Origin of the sequence: Streptomyces mauvecolor (genome assembly GCF_039532965.1) — a bacterium.
Lineage (GTDB): Bacteria > Actinomycetota > Actinomycetes > Streptomycetales > Streptomycetaceae > Streptomyces > Streptomyces violascens.
On sequence record NZ_BAAASQ010000008.1, the window covers coordinates 865,307 to 884,213 of the forward strand.

At 71.5% G+C, this 18,907-nt stretch carries 17 protein-coding genes and 1 pseudogene; 10 read left to right on the forward strand and 8 right to left on the reverse strand.

Annotated features, from left to right (window positions below):
* Positions 1-20: 20 nt before the first annotated feature.
* A complete protein-coding gene (locus tag ABD346_RS11950) occupies positions 21-728 on the reverse strand; it encodes a DUF6215 domain-containing protein (RefSeq protein ID WP_344374319.1) in 708 nt (235 codons plus the stop codon).
* Between the two features lie 180 nt (positions 729-908).
* Between ABD346_RS11950 and ABD346_RS11955 the strand changes: the two genes are divergently transcribed.
* The 3 genes from ABD346_RS11955 to ABD346_RS11965 are packed head-to-tail and all read left to right on the forward strand — an operon-like array spanning position 909 to position 3,363.
* Positions 909-1,556 carry a DedA family protein gene (locus ABD346_RS11955; protein WP_344374320.1) on the forward strand — a complete coding sequence of 216 codons (648 nt, stop codon included), beginning with the start codon at positions 909-911 and terminating at the stop codon, positions 1,554-1,556.
* Positions 1,557-1,576: 20 nt separating this feature from the next.
* Complete coding sequence (locus tag ABD346_RS11960; RefSeq protein WP_344374322.1) at positions 1,577-2,731, forward strand: sensor histidine kinase; 1,155 nt, start codon at positions 1,577-1,579, stop codon at positions 2,729-2,731.
* Positions 2,722-3,363 (forward strand): response regulator transcription factor, encoded by a 642-nt coding sequence (locus ABD346_RS11965; RefSeq protein WP_344374323.1) that lies wholly within the window; start codon positions 2,722-2,724, stop codon positions 3,361-3,363. The genes ABD346_RS11960 and ABD346_RS11965 overlap by 10 nt, the downstream gene beginning before the upstream one ends.
* A 175-nt stretch (positions 3,364-3,538) precedes the next feature.
* On the opposite strand, the gene ABD346_RS11970 is transcribed toward ABD346_RS11965, so the two are convergent.
* On the reverse strand, positions 3,539-3,931 hold the full coding sequence (locus ABD346_RS11970; RefSeq protein WP_344374324.1) for a MerR family transcriptional regulator: 393 nt from the start codon (positions 3,929-3,931) through the stop codon (positions 3,539-3,541).
* A gap of 118 nt (positions 3,932-4,049) precedes the next feature.
* Here ABD346_RS11970 and ABD346_RS11975 point away from each other — a divergent pair, with 118 nt between their 5' ends.
* The 3 genes and pseudogenes from ABD346_RS11975 to ABD346_RS38610 form a co-directional block, all read left to right on the forward strand.
* Entirely contained in the window at positions 4,050-4,724 is a 675-nt protein-coding gene (locus ABD346_RS11975; RefSeq protein WP_344374325.1) for a class II aldolase/adducin family protein, read from the forward strand.
* Complete coding sequence (locus tag ABD346_RS11980; protein ID WP_344374327.1) at positions 4,721-5,113, forward strand: carboxymuconolactone decarboxylase family protein; 393 nt, start codon at positions 4,721-4,723, stop codon at positions 5,111-5,113. The genes ABD346_RS11975 and ABD346_RS11980 overlap by 4 nt, the downstream gene beginning before the upstream one ends.
* Positions 5,114-5,414: 301 nt before the next feature.
* Positions 5,415-5,756 (forward strand): annotated as a pseudogene (locus ABD346_RS38610) (VC0807 family protein); the annotation flags it as partial.
* 45 nt (positions 5,757-5,801) lie between these two features.
* Here ABD346_RS38610 and ABD346_RS11985 read toward each other — a convergent pair.
* The gene (locus tag ABD346_RS11985; RefSeq protein WP_344374328.1) at positions 5,802-7,538 is read right to left on the reverse strand and encodes an MFS transporter; all 1,737 of its coding nucleotides are present in this window, start codon (positions 7,536-7,538) and stop codon (positions 5,802-5,804) included.
* A 472-nt stretch (positions 7,539-8,010) separates the two neighbouring features.
* Between ABD346_RS11985 and ABD346_RS11990 the strand changes: the two genes are divergently transcribed.
* Entirely contained in the window at positions 8,011-8,292 is a 282-nt protein-coding gene (locus tag ABD346_RS11990) for a hypothetical protein (protein WP_344374329.1), read from the forward strand.
* 34 nt (positions 8,293-8,326) lie between these two features.
* On the opposite strand, the gene ABD346_RS11995 is transcribed toward ABD346_RS11990, so the two are convergent.
* Entirely contained in the window at positions 8,327-9,283 is a 957-nt protein-coding gene (locus tag ABD346_RS11995) for a GNAT family N-acetyltransferase (protein WP_344374330.1), read from the reverse strand.
* Positions 9,284-9,337: 54 nt separating this feature from the next.
* Between ABD346_RS11995 and ABD346_RS12000 the strand changes: the two genes are divergently transcribed.
* The 3 genes from ABD346_RS12000 to ABD346_RS12010 all read left to right on the forward strand — a co-directional run bounded on the left by ABD346_RS12000 (position 9,338) and on the right by ABD346_RS12010 (position 12,381).
* Complete coding sequence (locus tag ABD346_RS12000; RefSeq protein WP_344374332.1) at positions 9,338-9,946, forward strand: TetR/AcrR family transcriptional regulator; 609 nt, start codon at positions 9,338-9,340, stop codon at positions 9,944-9,946.
* 189 nt (positions 9,947-10,135) lie between these two features.
* Entirely contained in the window at positions 10,136-11,674 is a 1,539-nt protein-coding gene (locus tag ABD346_RS12005; protein ID WP_344374333.1) for a carboxylesterase/lipase family protein, read from the forward strand.
* 41 nt (positions 11,675-11,715) lie between these two features.
* Positions 11,716-12,381, forward strand: coding sequence for an HAD-IA family hydrolase (locus ABD346_RS12010; protein WP_344374334.1), 666 nt, complete (start codon positions 11,716-11,718; stop codon positions 12,379-12,381).
* Here ABD346_RS12010 and ABD346_RS12015 read toward each other — a convergent pair.
* The 4 genes from ABD346_RS12015 to ABD346_RS12030 form a co-directional block, all read right to left on the reverse strand.
* Complete coding sequence (locus tag ABD346_RS12015; protein WP_344374335.1) at positions 12,378-13,181, reverse strand: maleylpyruvate isomerase family mycothiol-dependent enzyme; 804 nt, start codon at positions 13,179-13,181, stop codon at positions 12,378-12,380. The genes ABD346_RS12010 and ABD346_RS12015 overlap by 4 nt on opposite strands.
* Positions 13,182-13,424: 243 nt before the next feature.
* A complete protein-coding gene (locus tag ABD346_RS12020; RefSeq protein WP_344374336.1) occupies positions 13,425-14,651 on the reverse strand; it encodes a cytochrome P450 in 1,227 nt (408 codons plus the stop codon).
* A 44-nt stretch (positions 14,652-14,695) separates the two neighbouring features.
* A complete protein-coding gene (locus ABD346_RS12025) occupies positions 14,696-15,910 on the reverse strand; it encodes a cytochrome P450 family protein (RefSeq protein WP_344374338.1) in 1,215 nt (404 codons plus the stop codon).
* Positions 15,907-18,879 (reverse strand): amino acid adenylation domain-containing protein, encoded by a 2,973-nt coding sequence (locus ABD346_RS12030; RefSeq protein WP_381228843.1) that lies wholly within the window; start codon positions 18,877-18,879, stop codon positions 15,907-15,909. Before ABD346_RS12030 ends, ABD346_RS12025 begins: the two co-directional genes overlap by 4 nt.
* Between the last annotated feature and the right edge of the window lie 28 nt (positions 18,880-18,907).

The window sequence follows — 18,907 nt, forward strand, 5'->3', positions numbered from 1 at the left end:
GGCGCCGGGAAGGGAGGGGCTCATCCGCCGGCGGTCCACCCCGGGACCGTCGGCAGCACCTGCTCGGCGATGCGAAGCAGTACCGCGTCGTCGGGCACCCGGCCGTCCGAACGCCACAGGGTCACCTCGAAAGAGCCCCCGCTGTCCTTCGCGTTCCGGGCCACGCTGACGACACGGGCCGGGACGCCGGGGCCGGTCTGGGCGTCGCCCCCGTCGAGCCGGAAGCGGATGCTGACGGTCTGGTCCGAGTAGAGGACCGCAGGCCGGCCAAGCAGCGTCCGCTGCTGTGCGCCCTTGCCCAGCAGCGAGGCCGACCCGGCCACGGGAAGACGGTCGAACGTGCCCGCCAGGGTCACGGTGTACGTCTCGAACTCGACCTGGGCCGAGGGAGTGGCGACGTCCTTGCCGGCGAGCAGGCTCATCGAGCTGTCGCTACCGCTGGCGGTCTTCGCGATCTGCCCCGGCGTGCCGAGGAGTTCGGCGAGATCGGGGCGGTTCAACGCCTTGCAGAGCTGTGCCCCGGAGACATGGGCCTTCCCCGCAGCCGTGGTGGGCTCCCCGCCCGAGCACGTGGCAGGCTTCGCGACACTGCCCGAGTCCGACAGCGCCCCGGACACCCACACACCGGCGCAGAGCGCCGCCACCAGCCCCACGGCGGCGACGGCCTGCAGCCACGGTCTTCCGCCCTCCGCGGGCGCACTGATGTCTGCTGTCCTGTCCCCGGCCATGTCCCCCGCCTGCGTCGATCCCCCGATATGCGCCCCGATAGGTGGCTCGCGGACCTTAACTCGTGATCATCGGGCGGACAAGGAGTAAGGAGGCGAGACGTCTGAGGTGTGGTTTTCCGCAGTACGGTTCGGCGGTCGACCGCATGGTCCCCGACCGCCCCGACTCCTAGCGTTGCGGCCATGATTGCAGCGAGCAGTGGAGCGGAGCCGGCCGGTGGGATCGCCGGGTGGGCCGTTCACATCATGGAGTCCCTGGGGGCGCCGGGCGCCGGTCTCACCAATGCCGTCGACACGGTGCTCCCCTTCGTTCCGAGTGAGGTCATCCTGCCGGTGGCGGGGTTCACGGCAGGGCAGGGCCGGATGAGTCCGTTGGCCGTCATCGTGTGGACCACGATCGGGTCGGTGGTCGGCTCCCTGGTGGTCTACTTCGTCGGCGCGGCGCTGGGCCGCGACCGCACCCGGCGGATCGCGGAGAGGATCCCTCTGGTCAAGGCGCACGAGATCGACAGAGCGGAGGCGTGGTTCGCCCGGCACGGTGCCAAGACGGTGTTCTTCGCGCGCATGGTGCCGGTCTTCCGCAGCCTGATCTCCGTTCCGGCGGGGATCGAGCGCATGCCGTTGACGGTCTTCGTCGGTCTGACCGCCCTGGGCAGCCTCGTCTGGAACACCGTGTTCGTGATGGCGGGGTTCTGGCTGGGGGACAACTGGCGGCTGGTCGAGGAGTACGGCGGCATGGTGTCGAAGGGGATGGGGGTGGCCATCGTGGTGCTGGTGGGCTGCTTCGTGGTCTCCCGGCTGTCACGATCCCGGGGCCGGCACGGCGCGTGACCCGTCTAAGCTCACCGTTCATGGGGAGGTCGACTGTGCGCGGTGTCGCCGCAACCGCCGTCCGGGCAGTGGCCGGGCTGGCGCTGGGCACCCTGTCCGCCGTGGTCGCGGTCGTCTTCCTGGCGCTGGCTGCCCCGGTGCTCGCCGTGCGCCGCCGCCGTCCCCTTCCGCCTTCGCTCTCCGCCTCCGCTCTGCGGCTGGCCCGCGTCGAACACCTGCGGGTGGCGGCGTTCCTGGGCGGTGACGGCACCGGGGAATTCACGGCGGGGCGCGCCCTGCGCTATCTCGCGAGCCGCTGCCCCGTCGGTCTGCTGGGCGGCGGCGCCCTCACCGTCCTGGGCTTCGGTGCCGCGACGACGGCCCAGGTGCTGACGGGCTGGTTCCAGGGCGAGAAACCGGACGGGATCTCCGCGACCTGGCCGGTCGTCACCTACCTGCTGACGGTGGCAACGCTGGTGCTCTTCCTCGACCTGGCCGGCCTCGTGGCGGTGGTCGCTCTGGAGCGCGCACTGGTCCGCCGGTTCCTCGGCCTGGGCGAACGCGAGCTGATGCGGCGTCGCATCGACCAGCTGTCGGCGAGCCGCGCCGGGATCGTCGAGGCCGTGGACGCCGAGCGCCGCCGCATCGAACGGGACCTGCACGACGGGCTCCAGCAACGCCTGGTCGCCATGGCGATGCTGCTCGGCCGCGCCCGGCGCAGCGGCTCCGAGGACCTGTACGCACAGGCCCACGAGGAATCGCAGCGGGCGCTTGACGAACTGTGCCAGGTCGCATGGCGGGTGTATCCCGCCCACCTGGACGATCTGGGCCTGGAGGAGGCGCTGGCGACGGTGGCGGAGCGTTCGTCCGTACCGGTACGGATCCGGTGCGACCTCGCCGCACGCCCGGCGCCCCGGATCGAGACCGCCGCCTACTTCACGGTCCGCGAGGCCGTCACCAACGCCGCCAAGCATGCCGGGGCCACCCGCATAGACGTCCAAGTGACAGTCGTGGAGCAGCGATCCGGCTCGGTGCTCAGCGTGCGCATCACCGACGACGGGGTGGGCGGAGCCGACGCGAGCGGCGGCGGGCTTGCCGGGCTTGCCCGTCGCGCAGCCGCGCTCGACGGCCGTTTCACGGTGCTGAGCCCGCCCGGCGGCCCGACTCTGGTGGAGGCGGAGCTGCCGTGCGCGTGATACTCGCCGAGGACTCCACCCTGCTGCGCGAAGGTCTGGTCCGGCTTCTCACGGAGGAGGGCCACGACGTGGTGGCGACCGGGGACGCCTCCGCCCTGCTGGCGGCGGTGTCCGCCGCGCCGCCGGACGTCGTCGTGGCCGACGTACGCATGCCGCCGACCCACACCGACGAGGGTCTGCGAGCCGCGCTGACCATCAGGAGCAACCATCCAGGGGTGGGGGTCCTGGTCCTGTCGCAGTACGTCGAGAAGCGTTACGCCACGGAGCTGCTTTCCTCGGACACCCAGGGCGTCGGCTACCTGCTCAAGGACAGAGTGGCGCGGGTGGAGGAGTTCCTGGACGCGTTGGAACGCGTAAGGTCGGGAGGCGCGGCGTTCGACCCCGAGGTGGTACGCCAACTCCTCGCCCGTACCAGTCACTTCGACTCCTTGGAGCGCCTCACCGCACGCGAGCGCGCCGTCCTCGCCCAGATGGCGCAGGGGCACACCAACGCCTCGATCGCCGAACAACTCCATGTGTCGCAGAGTGCCGTCGAAAAGCACAGCAACGCGATCTTCGACAAGCTGGAGCTGCCGCAGGCAGCCGGCTACAGCCGCCGTGTGCTGGCGGTGCTGCGTTATCTGAAGTCCTGAGGTGGGTGGGAGGCTCTCTTCGCATACGCCCACGATCTCGACCGCCTCCCTCCGCAGTGCCATCGGGCACCACGTGGCCGCCGCGGTCGGCGACGCGGAGAGCCTCAAGTCCGCCGTGGCCGATGGGCGTAGAACGGACGCGGAGGAGCCGGATCCTCCATGAGTGGCCCGATTGTCACCGCTCCGGGGCGGTCGTCTCCCAAGTCGCCATCTGCGCTCGGAACTTGGGGCACTTGACGATGTCCTCCTCGCTGCACTGAAGGGCATGGGTCAGGAGCTGGTGGGCGTGATCCAGGTCGAGCATGCGTTGCTCGATCTCCATGACCTTGGCCCGCATCATCGCCTGCCGGCGCGGCTGGTCCTGCTGGAGTTCACCGATCTCGACCAGGGTCAGCCCGGCCTGCTGGCACTTGCGCAGCACCTTGATCCGCTCCGCGTCCTCCGGCACGTAGCGCCGCTGACCGCCCTGCCGTTCGGGGGCGGGCAGCAGGCCGTGGCGTTCCCAGTACCGGATCGCCGAGGCCGGAACGCCGGTCATGTCGGAGAGTTGGCCGATCGTCATCCGCATGTCGCGCTCCTCGTCCCGGCCCCATTTGACTTAAACCTTAGTTCAAGTTGAAGAGTGGTGCGCACGTGGACAGCGGCGAACCACCAGCGGGCGCCGCGACAGACCTGGGAGATGGCTCATGGCTACTACTGACGCAGACACCGTGAAGGAAGAGCGGGCCCGGCAGCTGGCCGAGGCCGCCGAGAGCCTTTTCGCGGCGGGGGTGATGTCCCACTCGGGGTACGCCAATCTGAGCGCCCGGCTCGACGGGGAGCGGCTCCTGCTGACGCCGGGTTTCGTCCGCGGGCTGCGGCCCGAACAACTCGCGGTCGTCGGCTTCGACGGGCAGGTGCTGGAAGGCGAGCTGCAGTCCGTGAGTGCCGAGATCATCGCCATGCACAGCACCATCTACAAGGCCCGCCCGCACGTGGGCGCGGTCATCCACACCCACTCGCCCTCCGCGACCGCCTTCGCCGTGGCCAACCGGCCGCTGCCGTGCCGGACCGAGCCGATGCTGCGCTTCGGGCAGGCCGAGGACGTCCCCGTGGTTCCCTGGGGGCCGCGCGGGTCGGACGTGGCGGTGCGGGGCATGGCCGAGGTCCTGGAGCAGCGCCCGACTACGTCCTCCGTCCTGCTGGCCAACCACGGCCTGCTGGTGTTCGGCCCGGATTCGGCCGCCACCGCCCACCTCGTGGTGGCGATCGAGGAGAGCGCCGAGGCGGAGATCGCGGCGGCTGCGATCGGAGGAGGCGTGGACTTTCCTCCGGGAGCCCAGGAGGCCGTACGTGCCTCGATCGCGCGGGTCTCGTCATGACGGACGACACCTCCGCCCACCGTGCCGAGGCCGTACGGGACCGCTACCGCTCCACGCTCGGAGCCGTTCCGGACGGGGTGCAGGAACGACTGCGCCTGGCCCAGGACTTCGACCGGCTGCCCACCGAAGAGGCGATCGCGGCGCTGCGGCACATCGTGCTGACCGACAGTCCGCTGGGAGGCCGGGTGCAGCAGCTCGTCCACTTCGGACAGCTGCTCGCCCTCGGCCGGGCGCACCCCGCCCGGATCCACGCCCAGGGAGCACTCCACGCAGGGGCAGGCATCCCCGACCTCATCGGCGTCGCCGAGACCGCGCTGATCACGGCGGGCGTGCCGGCCTATGCACTCGGAACCGAGATCATCGCCGAGCTGACATCGGCCGGACGCTGACGTCAACTCGTGGGTGGAGGCGGCTGGTGGGGAGGGCCAGGTGTCGGCGCCTCGGGAATCGTGCCGCAGGGTCGCGGCCAGGAAGAGCTTCACCAGTTCGTCGGCGTACTCGTCGAGCGCGAGATCGGGGTCGCCGACGAGCCGGCCGGAGACCGCGTCGAGGCCGGCGCGGATGCTGGTGGCCATGATCCGGGTCGGGAAGGCCCGGAACTGTTCGCTCCGCCGGCCCTCGGCGAGGTCGTCCGCGCCCTGGGTGCAGGCTCGGAGGCGGCTCTGCTGAGCGGCACCGCGGTGGGCCGCGCTGCGACTGATGGGGGTGGCCGTGCGCCCCCGACGGTTCGACGCGATCGCCGCGCTGCTGACGGCGGTGTACGGACTGTCCGCGGCGACCACGCTGATCAGCGGAAACGAGCGTGTTCTGCTGCTACGGGACTCTCTCGCCACGGGTGTGCTCGCGCTCGTCCTGCTGCTGAGTTGCGCGCTGCGGCGGCCGCTCGTCTTCCACGCCGCCAAGCGGGTCGGCAGTCCGGCGGCGGGCGCGGACGGGGACGTGCGGTGGGCCACGGAACCGGGAGTGCGTCACATCTTCATGACCCTCACCCTCGGCTGGGGCCTCGGCTTGCTCGCCGAGGCCCTGCTCCGTGGCCCGTTGATCTCGTCCGGGCGGGTGGGCAGTGACGGTGACGGGCTACTGGACCGGCACGGGCAGTGCCAGGTCCACCGTCACCGGGCCCTCGCCGCCGTGGTGGGTGGCCGAGGACGCCAGGGGCGCGTGGCCCGCGGCCGTCGCGGCCAGGACGTACGAGCCGCCCCGAGGGACCGGCACCGCGTACCGGCCGGTCTCGTCGGTGTGGGCCGAACCGGCCTGGCGGCCCGCGTGATCGATCAGGGTGACCTTGGCGTGCGGCACGGGCGCGCCGGACGCGGCGACGACCCGGCCGTGGAACGCGGCAAGGACCTCCGTGGCCCGCTCCAGCACCGCGTCCTCCTCGCTGCTGGCCCGCAGCTGCGGCTTCGCGGCGGGGCGGCCCTTGGGCAGGAAGACGGCGAGCAGCAGCCCGCCGGCCACCGCGGCCGTCGCGATCAGGAACGAGACGCGGAAGCCGTGCATGGTCGGGAGCTCGACCGGGCCGAAGGGCTGCGCGGTGTTCGCGAGCACCATGCCGATGACGGCGCTCGACACGGACGTACCGATGGAGCGCATCAGGGTGTTGAGGCCGTTGGCCGCGCCCGTCTCGGACGGGTCGACGGCGCCGATGATCAGCGCGGGGAGCGATGAGTAGGCGAGGCCGATGCCCGCGCCGACGACCACGGAGATGACGATGGTCTGCCAGGCCGCGCTCATCAGGCCGAGCCCCGCCCCGTACCCGATCGCGATGATCAGCATGCCGAGGATGAGGGTGGTCTTCGGGCCGTACTTGGCCGAGAGGCGGGCGTAGACCGGCGCGGTCAGCATCATCGTCAGGCCGAGCGGTGCGACGCAGAGACCGGCGACGACCATCGACTGGCCGAGGCCGTACCCGGTGGCCTTGGGGAGCTGGAGCAGCTGGGGGAGCACGAGCGAGATCGCGTAGAAGGCGACGCCGACCATCGTCGAGGCGAGGTTGGTGAGCAGCACCTCGCGCCGGGCGGTGGTGCGCAGGTTCACCAGCGGGGCCTTGACGCGCAGCTCCATCACTCCCCACAGGACGAGGACGACCAGCGCCGCGCCGAGCAGGCCGAGCGTGGTGGTCGACGCCCAGCCCCAGTCGCTGCCCTTGGTGATCGGAAGCAGCAGCAGGACCAGGCCCGCGGAGAGACCGACCGCGCCGAGCACGTCGAAGGTGCCCTCCGCCTTGACCTTGCTTTCGGGTACGAAGAGGAGCGTGAGGAGCATGGCCACCACGCCCAGGCCCGCCGAGCCGAAGAACAGGGCGTGCCAGTCGGCGTGCTGGGCGACCAGGGCCGCGAGCGGCAGGGCGAGTCCGCCGCCGACGCCTATGGAAGAGCTCATCAGGGCCATCGCCGAACCGAGCTTCTCGCGGGGCAGCTCGTCCCGCATCAGACCGATGCCGAGCGGAATGGCGCCCATGGCGAAGCCCTGCAGGGCGCGGCCGACGATCATCACCAGCAGCTGGCTGGTGAAGCCGGCGATCAGCGAGCCGACCACCATGATGGCGAGGCTGGCCAGCAGCATGCGGCGCTTGCCGTACAGGTCGCCGAGCCGCCCCATGATCGGGGTGGCCACGGCGCCGGCGAGCAGGGTCGAGGTCATGACCCAGGTGGCGTTCGAGGGCGAGGTGCTCAGCAGCGTCGGAAGGTCCTTGATGACCGGGACGAGCAGCGTCTGCATCACCGCGACCGTGATACCGGCGAAGGCGAGCACGGGGACGACACCGCGTACGCCGCGCGGCGCGGCCTGCTGGTCGGTCGTCGGCTGGGACATTACGGGGCCTCCGGAGGCGGGGAGAGGTCGGCGGCGGCACCTGGGCGGGGTACGTGCAACTTGAACCCGTTTCCCCAGGCGACTATTCCGGAGAGCGTGGCCGAATCCCGTCGGACCGCGAATCTTGACCTGGATGGGAAGTGCTTGACCTTCTCATTGCCGTAGGCGTCCGGCGGATTCCGTGTCGGCCGGGGGAGATTGCCGGGTCGGCTGGGGCAGTGGTCGAGCCTGTTGAGGGGCCAATGGGCGGAGAGCCAGGTGGTTGCGAAGCGTGACGTTGCAGGTCGAGGAGGTTCGCCTGCGACGCCATCCGCGCGACATCACACCTCCCGGCGCGACGAAGTCCCATGCGGCCTCAGCTCATTGAGGTATGGCGGTGCGCCTCGTGTCATGGAAAGGATGGGTAAGTCAGTCATGTCCTGGAGAGGGGTACGGCTTCCGGCAGCGCACCCCTGTGGGAGGGAGAATCGTCATGCGCCGTCACATCGCCGCGATCGGCATGCTGGCCACCACTGTCCTGCTCGCGCTCGCCGTTCCCGCTCAGGCGGCGACGGGACTCCTGGTCGTGAACGGGGTTGCGCACCGGAACCCCGCGCGAGGCTGCTACGCGGCTTCGTCACCGGTTTCCGTCCAGAACCACACGAACTCGATCGTTCTGGTACACGCAGCCGCGAACTGCCAGGGGCCGGTTACGGCGGAGGTCGACCCCGGACAGTCCGCGACGACGTTCGGGGCGAGTTACTTCGTCTTCTGATGCCCACGCGCCCGGATGCCCGACGAGGGGGGACCTACTCGTCGTCCCAGGACAGCGAGCTCATCTTCCAGCCGGCGGGTGTGCGTATGAACTGGGTCGTCTTGCGGCCGGAGCCCTCGAACCATGCGCCGTTGAGGTATCCGGACTTGCGGTACTCGCTGAAGCGGTGCGCGATCGTGCCGAAGATCTCGGTCCGTTCGGAGACCTCCCACTCGGAGAACTCCGTCAGCGTCCCGTCCGTGAGGATCTTCTCGCGGGGCGCCACGAACGAGTCGAGGTCGTAGATCACGGGCTCGCCCCCGACGTTGCTGATGATCATTCCCTGCGGAATGAAGACCTCCCGGACGATGCCGACGTCCGGCCGGCCGCCGCCGGTGTTGGTGAACGCCCCGAGGAAGGCGCTCATCAGCTGGTCGAGTTCGGCCTTGACGTCGGGCGCGGGCCCCTGCGCCGGGGGCCACTCTTCGGCGAGTACCGCCCAGATCTCGGAGTCGTGCCGCGTGCCCCGGTACGGGTAGCGCCCGCGCAGTACGCCCTCGCGCGTCATCCCGAGCCGGCGCGCGGCCTCGATGCTGCGGGTGTTTCCGGCCGCGACCCACCATTCGACGCGGCTCATCGCCCGTTCCGTGAAGGCCCAGTCGATCAGCACCCGGCACGCCCGGGTCACCAGGCCACGGCCCGCGCCCTTCTCCTCCAGCCAGCAGCCGATCTCGCACACGCCCGAAGCCGGGTCGAAGCTCGTGAACATGACCCCGCCGACCAGCGTGCCGTCGAGCCAGATGCCGTAGATCCGGCGCGAGTCCTCTGCCGTCGCGGTCGCGTAACGCTGAAGGGTGGCCTCGGCCGTGGCGAGGTCGGTGCTGAACGTCGCCCAGGGGATCCACGGGTCGACATGCGGGCGGGCGCGGTCCATGTGCTCCAGGAACTCCCGTGCCTGCCAGGGTTCCAGGGGGCGGAGCTGAGCGTCGTCGCCGAGCGGCAGTGCGAACACGGATCCCTCGTTTCCATGGGTACGTAACAAGCGTTCGGTATGTAAGGTAGCAGCATGCCGCCCGCGCCAGGAGACCGTGAAGCACGCCGTGAAGACGTGAGCCAGGCGGTGTGGGAAGTCCTCGCCGACCGGGGGTTCGGGGGGCTCACCCTGCGGGCCGTCGCCACGTCGATGGGCGTCTCGACCGGCATGCTCATGCACTACTTCCCGACCAAACGGGCCTTGGTCGCGCACGCGCTGCACCTGCTGGAGACCCGTACTGCGGAACGGCCCCGCCGGGAACGCCCTGCCGAGGGGATCGCGGCGCTGCGGGCGATGCTGCTCGACATCCTGCCGCTCACCCCGGGCGACACCGCCCGCAACCGGATCTGGGTCAGCTCCTGGGACCTGGCCCTCGCCGACGACGGACTCGGCTCGGAGCAGGCCGATCGCTACACCCGGCTGCGCGCGTCGATCAGCCCGCACCTCGAAGCCGCGCGCGCCGCCGGGGAGCTGCCGGAGTCCGCCGATCCGGACCAACTCGCCGCCACGGCCGTGGCGTTCACCCACGGACTGGTGGTCCAGGCCCTCTTCGACCCGGCCCGGTTCACCGAGGCCGTACAGATCGCGATGCTCGACGACTTCCTCGCTTCGATCTCGGACCGGCCAGGGCGGGTCCGGTAGGGCTGAGCCCCTTCGGCGGTCGGTGCCCGCAGGCTCGCGAGCCTTGGGGAATGGGCCGGCTCGGAAAATGGCTGGCGCGGCATGCGGACACGGCGGATCATCCGGAGGGCAGGGAGCCGTGCGCCCGCCCTCTTCCTGAGGTATTCCGAGAACTTCCGAGAGCCGTGACGTTCCTGAGGGGAAGCCGCGATGACTGCTGCCGGGTCCGGGACGGCCGGTGGGCCGCCCCAAGTCCGTACTGCGGACGGCGAGTTGAGGGGCAGCTGGGAGGCGGGGACGGCGGTCTTCCGTGGCATCCCGTTCGCCGAACCCCCGGTCGGCCCGCTCCGGTTCGCCGAGCCGCGGCCCGTGCGGGGATGGAGCGGGGTGCGGGAGGCGGTCTCGTACGGTCCGCCGCCCCCGCAGGGCGGCCACTTCGGCATGGACGCGCTGGCGCGGGACACGGGCGACCACGACTGGCTGACGGTCAACGTCTGGTCGCCCGAACCCGGCCCGGGCGCGGGGCTGCCCGTGATGGTCTGGTTCCACGGCGGTGCGTACACGATCGGCATGTCCGGCCTCCCGGAGTACGACGGCGGCAGGCTGGCCCGGGACGGCGGCGTCGTCGTGGTGACGTTCAACTACCGCCTGGGGCTCGAGGGCTTCGCGCAGATCGAGGGCGCTCCGGCCAACCGGGGGCTGCTCGACCAGATCGCCGCACTGGAGTGGGTGCGCGACAACGCCGAGGCCTTCGGCGGGGACCCGGGCCGGGTCACGGTCTTCGGCCAGTCGGCGGGCGGGGGATCGATCGCCTCGCTCCTCGCGATGGACCGTACGGCCGGGCTCTTCCGCCGAGCCGTCGTGCAGAGCGCCCCGGGCACGTTCTTCTCACCCGAACTCGCCGCGGACATCACGGCCGCCTGCGCCGCCGAGCTGGGGCTGAGTCCCACGGTGGCCGACCTGGCCGGTGTCAGCCCGGACCGGCTTTCCGCCGCCGGGGACGCGGTCACGGCGAAGATCGGCTCATGGGTGCACCGCTGGGGCCTGCCCGCGCACCGGTCGATCCTCTTCGCGCCCGTCGTCGACGGCGAGGTCCTGGCCGCCACGCCGTGGCAGGCGATCGCCGACGGCGCCGGCCGTGGCATCGACCTGCTCGTCGGCCACACCCGGGAGGAGCAGCGCCTGTTCACCGCGCTCGACGGCCTGCTCGGCGAGGTGACCGAGGAGCAGGCCGCGACCGCCCTTCGCGTCTTCGCCCCCGGCCCGGACGGCGAGCGCCGCTACCGGGATGCGTTCCCGACAGCCAGCCCGGACGAGCTGTACGAACTGGTCCACTCCGACTGGCTGTTCCGCATGCCGACCCTCCACCTCGCCGAGTCCCGGATCGCCGCCGGAGGCCGGGCGCACGTCTACGAGCTGACCTGGCCCGCACCGGGCATGGGCGCCGCCTTCGGCGCCTGCCACGGCCTGGACGTACCCCTGACTTTCGGGAACCTGGACCGCGGGCAGCCCGCGATGCTGATCGGCGCGGAGCCCTCCCCGGATGCGGAGGCCCTGTCCGCCCGCATGCGTACGGCGTGGACATCGTTCGCCGCCCACGGCGACCCCGGCTGGCCCGCGTACGACACCCGCCGACGCCGAGCCCAGCTCTTCGACGCCCGGCCCGCGGTCACCGCGTACCCGGAGGAGTCCTCACGCCTGATCTGGCAGGACCACGCGTTCCCGGTGCTGCCGCTGATCAGCGAGTAGCCACCGCCGACCCGGCGACCGGTTCCTGGCATGATCACGGCGTGACGGATGAGCATGTGCGGCAGCCCGGGGCCGGGAAGCGTGTCCTTTTCGACGTCGACGGCACGCTGATCGACGCCGTGGAGAACCAGCGCCGGGTGTGGGCGGCCTGGGCGGCCCGGTACGGGCGCGACCCCGAAGAGACCTACCGCGTGGCGCTGCGGACCAGGCCGGTGGAGACGTTCGCGGAGGTGGTGCCCGACCAGGACCCGCAGGAGTGCCTGGCCGCGCTGCACGCGCTGGAGGACGAGGACGTACGTTCCGGGGTCTACTCGGCGTTCGACGGTGCGCGGGAACTGCTGACCGGACTGGCACCCGGCACCTGGGCGTTGGTGACCTCCAACTATGAGCACCGCGTACGGGGGCGCTTCGCCCGTACGGGGCTCCCGATGCCGGGCGTCGTCGTGGACGCGGCCGCCGTGGCCGAGGGCAAGCCGTCGCCCGTGCCGTACTTGCTGGCCGCCGAGCGGCTCGGCGTCCAGCCCGCGGACTGCCTGGTCATCGAGGACGCGCCGTCGGGTGTGGCGGCGGGAGTGCGGGCCGGCATGACGGTCTGGGGCGTCAACGCGGTGGTCGCCGTGGCGGGTGTGCACCGGCACTTCGAGACGCTGAGCGCAGCCGTCCCGGAGATCCTGGCCTTCGCCGCGCGACGCGCTGACCGCGTCTAGAGCGGCGGGACCAGCTTGAAGTAGCGCTCCAGGAGTGCGGCATCGCCCCGGACCTCCAGGCCGTCGGAGGGGATGCGGCGCCACAGGAACAGCATCAACTCCGATGCTGTGGCGGTCAGTTCGACGTCACAGCACCCAGTGCCCTCATTCAGCAGAACGCCCTCGGGATCCATCTGTACGACCCAGAGGCCGAAGCCGTCGGACTGCCGGAAGCGGAGCCGTTCGCCCTGCCCCGCCGGTGCGTTCTGGCGGGCGCGGCGGGCGGGAGCCATGACCTCGAAGGTGTGGCTCACGGCGTCGGCGGCGAGCTGACGGTCCACCGGCTGGGCCGCGCCCAGGGCGTGCTCGATGTCCCAGCGGTGTACGGCCGCCTCGATGGCCTGCATGCGCCGCCAGAACCCCACGGACTGCTCGTCCGACCAGGACCACACCCGCTCGGCGGGATCGTGTTGGGCGAACAACGAGGCCAGGCGGGACGCCCCCTCGTGGAACCAGTCGAGGAGCCCGGCGGGCAACAGGCCCCGATTCGGGGCGAGTCGGGGATCGGGCCAGCCCGCCCTGTCCCCGGGCAGGGACAGGAAGGCGAAGTCGTTGTCGTTCGGGCGATCGGTCATCCCCTCGCCGATCACGTGGATCACATAGCGGTGCACAGCACCCAGATGAAACACGAGGTCGGCCACCGACCAGTCCGGGCACGACGGGACGAGCGCCACCCCGTCGTCGCCCACCTCGCGCGACGCCACGCGGGCCGCGCCCTCGAATGCCTCGACCTCGCGACGGAACTGGGCGACGTAGTCCATGGCTTCGGCACTCCTGACGCAGACGCTGTTCGTGGTGCAGCCAACTTACCCGCACCTTGGGTGAGTTGGAGGAGCCCGGCCACATGCCGTTCTCCCGTGAAGGCGCGGGCGGCCGACCAGGGCCCGCCCCCGGGATCGGCTGTTTCGCACCCCGCGCGCCTCGGCTCCTCCGTCGTTGAGATGGCCCCGCCCACCAGAACTCACGGCATGGACGGGGCATCCTCAGTCACCACACCGGCATGCTCACCACGTAACAGGGATCTCCGCCGCCATGATGGCCATCCGATTCGGATGCCAGGTGACCTTCTCCGGCGGTACGGCCAGGCGAAGGGCGGGCAAGCGGTCCAGAAGGGTGCGGAAGGCGACGCCGGACTGGCGGCGGACCAGGTGGGCGCCGGGGCAGTGGTGGCGGCCGTAGCCGAAGCGGAGATGCGGGTTGGGGGAACGGGTGGGGTCGAACGCCCCGGGGTCGGAGAACGCCGCCGGGTCGTGGTTCACCGCGTCCAGGGAGAGCAGGATCATCTCGCCCTCCTTCACCTCGGCGGAGCCGAGCCGTGTGTCCCGGGTGACGAAGCGCGGGATCGCGTTGCCGAGGACGACGCTGTAGCGCAGCAACTCCTCGACACAGCTCGGCATCGTCTCCGGGCGCGCTCGTACCGCGTCCATGACCTCGGGGCGCTGGAGCAGGTTGAAGGCCGCCACGCCCAGGAAGCTCGCGAAGTCCTCGTATCCGCTGACGAAGAGGACGGACACGATGTTGGAGAGCTGACGGTCCGTCAAGCCGGACTGCTCTGCATTGAGGTCGGCGAGGCGGTCCGCGAGGCCGCGGGGTTCGCCGGGGCTGCGGGCGGTCATGTGCTCGTGCATGTATACGCGGATCTCCTCCCAGTTGCGGGCGAGTTCCTCATGGGTGGGTGTGACCATGGTCAGGTCCAGGTCGGCCCGTACGGCGAGCCAGGCGTGGTCGTCGAAGGGCAGGCCGAGCAGGCGGCACATGCACTGGGCGGCGACCCACTCCGCGAAGTGGTGCTGCAGGTCGGCAGGGCCGCCTTCGCGGACCATCGCGTCCAGGCCCTCGCGGGTCACGCCTTCCACCCAGTCGGCGGGCAGCGAGGGCTGGTCGCGGCCGAGGGCCTTGAGCACCTCGTCGCGCAGGCCCGCCTTCTGGAGGTGGTTCATGGCGTCGAGGAGTTCGGGCGCGATGATCGGGGCGTCCTGCCCCGGACTGTCCGCCCGGCCCAGCACGGAACGGCCGAAGGCGCGGTCGCGGAGCACGTGCTGGGTCAGCTCGTAGCCGGTGACCAGCCATGCCTCGTCACCGGAGTTGGTGCTGACCCGGGCCACGGGGCAGCGGCCCTGCAACTCGGCGAGTTCGGGGGCCAGCCGGTCGCCCCGGGTGCTGAAGGGGTAGTGGGGGAGCGGATCCCCGGTCGGGGTTTCCTCGGAGGTGGGTGCTTGGGGGGTGGGCACGGGGCGGCCTTTCTCCTGGGTTGGGTACGGGAGCGGGGGTGTCGTCACCAGCGCACGGGCAGAACGGCCGGGGCGCGCAGGGGGGTGGACTCGTCCCAGGGGATGGCTTCCGTGGGCACGGCCAGCTCGATGCCGGGGAGCCGTTCGAGCAGTACCTCGATGGCGGTGGCGAGTTGGAGACGGGTCAGGTGCCCGCCCATGCAGGAGTGCGGGCCGTGCCCGAAGGCGATGTGCGCGTTCGGGGTGCGGGTGAGGTCGAGGCGGTCGGCATCGGTGAACTGCTCCGGGTCGCGGTTGGCGGACGCGGGCACCGGCACGACCGCGTCACCGGCACGGATCTCCTGCCCATGCAGGGTGAAGTCCTCCGTCGCGACCAGGATGTTGATGGCGTTCATCAGCGGCACGTACCGCAGCAGCTCCTCCACCGCGGTGCCGATCCCCTCGGGCTTCTCGCGGAGCTTGTCCACCTGCTCGGGGTGGGTGAGCAGCGCGAGCAGGGCGTTGCCGGTGTGCTGGATGTTGGTCTTGTAGCCGGCCATGAGCATGGTGACGACGAAGCTGACGACATCGTCCCGGGTCAGCCGGCCCCCGGGGCGGTGTGCTTCCGTCAGGAGCAACCCGATGCGGTCCTCGCCGTAGCCGTCCTTCTCCCGGCGGGAGATGAGGTGGTCGGCGTAGTCCTGCAGGGCGTACAGCGCCGCGAGCACCTCTTCCATCGAAAGCCCGGACGCGCCCAGGAGCGTGAGGGTGTGCGGAAGGTAGATCTCGCGGTCCTCGTACGGCAGGCCGACGGTCTCGCACAGCACACGCAGCGGCAGCGGCTCGGCGTAGGAGGCGACGAGGTCGGCCGCCTTGCCGTCGGCTGCCCCTCCCACCATCGCGTCGACGAGTTCTTCTGCCATCGCCCGGATCCGGGGCCGCATGAACTCCAGTTGCCGCCGCCCGAACATCGGCAGGACCGCGCGGCGCACGCGCTCGTGGTGCTCGCCGGTCATCTCCAGGAAGGTCGGCAGGGCGGGCGGCGGGGCGTCGGCCCCTTCACGGGGCGGCCAGGCCGAAAGGAGCGGCCGGATCAGCCGGCGGTCGGCGAACGCGGCGCGCGCGTCCTCGTAACGGCTGATCAGCCAGCCGGTCTCGCCATTGGGCAACTCGGCCTTGACGACGGGCTGTTCGGCCCGCAGCCGGGCGTACGCGCAGGGTGGTCCCGCGGTACCGGGTTCGACGTCCGGGACGGGGACGAGGGCTTCCGGACGGCTCATGCGGCGTGCTCCGATTCCGCCGCGGCGGCGCGCGGTGTGCCAAGGCCCGGCGAGGGTGCGGGGCGTGCGATGTAGCCGGAGGCGAAGAAGTACTCCAGGTAGCGGTCGAGCAGCGCGGAGTCGACCGGAGGGCAGTGCAGTCCGCTGCCGGCCAGCGCCTCCTCGGCATTGCTCCGGCCCAGGACCGGGAAGGTGCCCTTCAGGTACATCTCCTTGACGGACATGTCGGCGTGGCGACTGCGGTCCACGCACAGGGACACGAAGGGTGCCGTGGCGCTGGTCGGGTTCGCGGCCACGTACCGCACCAGCTCGCCGACCCACTGGGCGTACGGCAGCGTGCGCAGGGCGATACCCGTCGCGCGCATCCGGTCGAGGACGTCCGACAACATCGCAGGGCGGGGGTTGGTGAGGTGATAGACCCGGCCGTCCGCCTGCTGGTGGGTGGCGATGTGGACCACCGAGTCCGCGAGGTGGTCGACGGGGACGAAATCCACCGGCAGCTCGATGTCGGGGGCCAGACCCGTTTCGGCGATGGTCTTGAACAGGGAGCAGATCGCCGTCTCGGTGTTGCAGGCGCCGTGCACCCCATCGCCCGTCACCTCGTACGGCCGGTACACGGCCACGGGCAGCCCCTGTTCGGCCGCCCGCCGCAGCACGCCTTCGGCGACCCACTTGCTCTCCGCATAACCCATGGTGAGCCCGTCGGCGTGGGCGGGCGGCAGGTCCTCGGCGACCTCGCGGACCCCGGCGGTGCCGAATCCGGCGACGACGGCGACGGTCGAGACGAAGTGCACCGGCACGCGTCGGGGCGCCGCGATACGGATGACCTCCCGGGTTCCGTCGACGTTCGCCGGGCGCAATTCCTCATACGGATAGAGGAAGTTGACCCTCGCGCCGTTGTGCACGACAAGGTCGAGGCGGCGGGCCAGCTCGGCGATGTGTGTGGTCGAAAGGCCGAGCCCCGGCTGGGCCAGGTCGCCGGGGAAGCACTCCACGCGGCGCCACTCGGCCTCGTCGAGACGCAGTCCGTAGCGGGCGAGCGTGGTACGCACCCGCTGCTCGGCGTGGGCCGGGTTCGTCGCCCGTACGGGGCAGTGGACGCGGGCGCCCGTCGAGCGCAGCAGCCGGTGCAGCAGGAACGCGCCGACGAACCCCGATGCTCCCGTGAGCAGTACGTCCTCGGGTTCCTGCGGGCGCGGGGCCGGGCCTTCGGCGGGCGGCAGCGCGAAGCCGAGCCGGGTCTCGCCCACGAAGTCGACGACGGGCTCCGGCCCGGCCGCCCCGCCGAACCCGCTCCGGGCATCGCGTACGGCGGCGGTGAAGCCTTCCAGCGTGGGCGTGGCAAGGAGGGCCCTGATCAGGGTCGAGCCGAGGGCCGCGTCGAGGTTGAGCACGGCGAGTGCCCGGGTGACGACCTCGGAGGCGAGCAGGGAGTCGCCGCCGAGGACGAAGAAGTCGTCCTCGGGCAGGGGGCGTACGCGCAGCACCTGCTGCCACACCTCGGTGAGGACGTCGAGCAGCCCCTCGACCTTGCGCTGTGTGCGATGACTGTCGGTGAGGGGTGCGGTGGACTTCAGACGACTGCGGTCGATCTTGCCGCCGCTGGTCACCAGGAAGTGGTCCACCGGTACGAGGGCGGGGACGGCCTGCGGGGGCAGCCACTGGGCGCAGTACGTGCGCAGGGCGGCGAGCGGCAGAGGGCTTCCCGGTGTGACGGCGGTGACGTAGGCGGTGAGGGCACCGGGACCGGCCTCGACGACGGCCTCGCCGACCTCGGGGTGGGCCCGTAATCGGGCCTCCACCTCGTCGAGTTCGACACGCACGCCGCGCACCTTGACCTGGCGGTCGAGGCGGCCGCGGTACTCAAGGAGCCCGTCGGCGCCCACCACGGCCCGGTCGCCGGTCCGGTACAGAAGGCCGCCGCCCGGTTCGACGGCGGGCAGTGCGACGAACCGCTCGGCGGTGAGGCGCGGGTCGCCGAGGTAGCCGAGGGCGAGGCCGTCCCCGCCGACGTACAACTCGCCTTCCTCGCCGGGCCTCGCGACCGACCCGTCCGGCCGCAGGACATGGCAGGTGGAGGCGCCGAAGGGGCGGCCGAGAGGGACGCTCGCGGCGTCCTCGGGCAGCGGGCTCAGGACGTGCGCGGTGGAGACCACGGCGTTCTCGGTCGGGCCGTAGAAGTTGACCACCGTCGTGTCGGGGCAGGCAGCGAGGACGGCGTTCGCGAGGCGCGGGTCCATCGCCTCGCCGCCCGCGGAGACGAAGCGCAGCGAGGCCAGCGCCTCGGGGCGGGTCCGGGCGACCAAGTGGAACACGCTCGTCGTCAGATACGCCACAGTGACGCCGGCCGCCTGGAAGAGCCGCTCCAGCGCGGCGGGGGAGAGCAGCTCCTCGCGGTCGGCCACGACCAGGCAGGCGCCGGTGAGCAGCGCGCCCCAGATCTCGATGGTCGAGGCGTCGGAGGACAGGCCGTACGCGTGCAACACCGCGTCCCCCGGCCCGGGCGGGGGCAGTTGGGGCTCGGAGAGAACGAGTCGCACCACGCCGCGGTGGGGTACGGCGACGGGCTTGGGGCGGCCGGTCGTGCCGGAGGTGAAGGCCACGTAGGCGCAGTCTGTTGCTGAGCCGCTCCGCGTACGGGCGACCGGCTGGGTGAGTCCGTCGGTAGGGCGGCCGAGCGGACCGACCTCGACCGACGCGCGTAGACCCCGCACGCGGCGCGTACTGCCCGGCAGGGTGACCGCGGCACTGAGCCCCGCGTCCTCGGCCATGGCCCGCAGCCGGGCGGGCGGGAGGTCCTCGTCGAGCGGTACGTACGCGCAGCCCGCCTTGAGGATGCCGAGCATCGCCACCAGTGCCTCCAGCGAGCGGCTGCCGCACACGCCTATCAGCTCACCGGGGCGGACGCCGTGCGCGGTGAGGCGCGCCGCCAAGTCGTCGGCGTGGGCGTCGAGTTGACCGTACGTCACGACTCGTTCTCCGTGCCGTGCCGCCGGG